The sequence below is a fragment of the Roseomonas nitratireducens genome (genome assembly GCF_017813355.1).
GTDB classification, from domain to species: domain Bacteria; phylum Pseudomonadota; class Alphaproteobacteria; order Acetobacterales; family Acetobacteraceae; genus Neoroseomonas; species Neoroseomonas nitratireducens.
Genome location: NZ_JAGIYZ010000057.1, coordinates 1 through 1,272, shown reverse-complemented (window position 1 = coordinate 1,272; position 1,272 = coordinate 1). Strand labels below are relative to the sequence as shown.

The window sequence follows — 1,272 nt, the reverse complement described above, 5'->3', positions numbered from 1 at the left end:
CCGCCCGAGCCGCCCCGCCAGCCGCCGCCACAGCCCCCGCCGCAGCCGCCGGCCGAGCAGCCGCGCAACGCGGATCTCGACCGCGCCGACCGGCAGGGCGCGCGGCGCGGCCGCACCCAGGTCATCCTGGCCTGGGACGACCGGAACGACCTCGACCTCGCGGTGGTCTGCCCGAACGGGCGGCGCATCGACTTCCGCACCCGGCAGAATTGCGGCGGGTCGCTCGACATCGACCAGAACGCCCAGGGCGGGCCGGCCACGCGCAACCCGATCGAGAACGTGGTCTTCGACCAGGATCCCGCGCCCGGCACCTATCGCATCGTGGTCGACTATTTCGACCGGCGGGACGGGCCGAACACGCCCTATCGCGTGACGATCCGGCGGGAAGGCCAGCCCGACCGCGTCATCACCGGCACCGCGCGCGAAGGCGTGCGGGAGCAGGTGGTGGGTGAGTTCACCGTGCCATGATGCCGCTCGCCCAGACCCGCCCGCAGGATCTGCGTTGGCTGCTGCCGGTCTCGCCCGCGGAGGCCTTCGGCACGCTCCAGGCGGAGGCGGCGCGGCTTTCCCCGGCGCATGCCGCGCTGTTCGCGGCCCCTTCGCCCGACCCGTCCGGCATCGCCTGGGCGGCGCCGGGGTCGCGCATGTCCCGCTACGCGGATCTCGACGCCGCGTCGCGCGCCGCGCTGACGGCCGAGGCCGGGCGCATCCTGTCCGACCTGCGGCGGGAGGCGGAGCGGCAGGCGGCGGAAGGCGGCGGCGCGCTGGCCCGGCTCTGGCCCGCGATCGCGGAAATCCCGTCCTTCGACCTGGTCTTCGCGGTGGATGGGCGGCCGGTGCTGGCCGGCTGGGGCCATGTCGGCGCCGCCGCGCCGGGGCCGCTCGGGCTGCTCGCGCGCTTCGACGACGGCGTGCCCTGGCAGCCGCCGCCGCGCCGCCCCTGGGGGGTGTGGATCGCGAGCCTTCTCGCGCTCGCCCTGCTGGCGCTGCTCGCGGGGCTGCTCGCCCCGCTGCTTGCCTGGCGGTTCCTCGAACCCCCGCAGGCGCAATGCGTCGCGGCCCCGGGCGGGATCGCCGCGCTCGACCGGCTGGTGGAGGCGGAGCGCGGCGAGCGCGATCTGCGCACCGAACTCGCGCGGCTTGAGGAGGAACTCGGCCGCCGGCGCCTTGCCTGCCCGCTGCCCCGCGCGCCCGAGCCGCCGCCCCCGCCGCCGCGCCAGCCGGACCCGCCGCCCGAGCCGCCCCGGCCCGAAGAGCCGCTGCCCCTGCCGC

2 protein-coding genes are annotated in these 1,272 nt (G+C 77.5%); both read left to right on the top strand.

All coding sequences use genetic code 11. The features are described from left to right. The coding region (locus J5Y09_RS24150; RefSeq protein WP_209354407.1) for a DUF2135 domain-containing protein at positions 1 to 468 on the top strand (468 nt) is incomplete at its 5' end. Beyond that, positions 465 to 1,272, top strand: an 808-nt coding sequence (locus tag J5Y09_RS24145) for a hypothetical protein (protein WP_209354406.1), incomplete at its 3' end; no start/stop codon positions are given. The genes J5Y09_RS24150 and J5Y09_RS24145, both read left to right, overlap by 4 nt.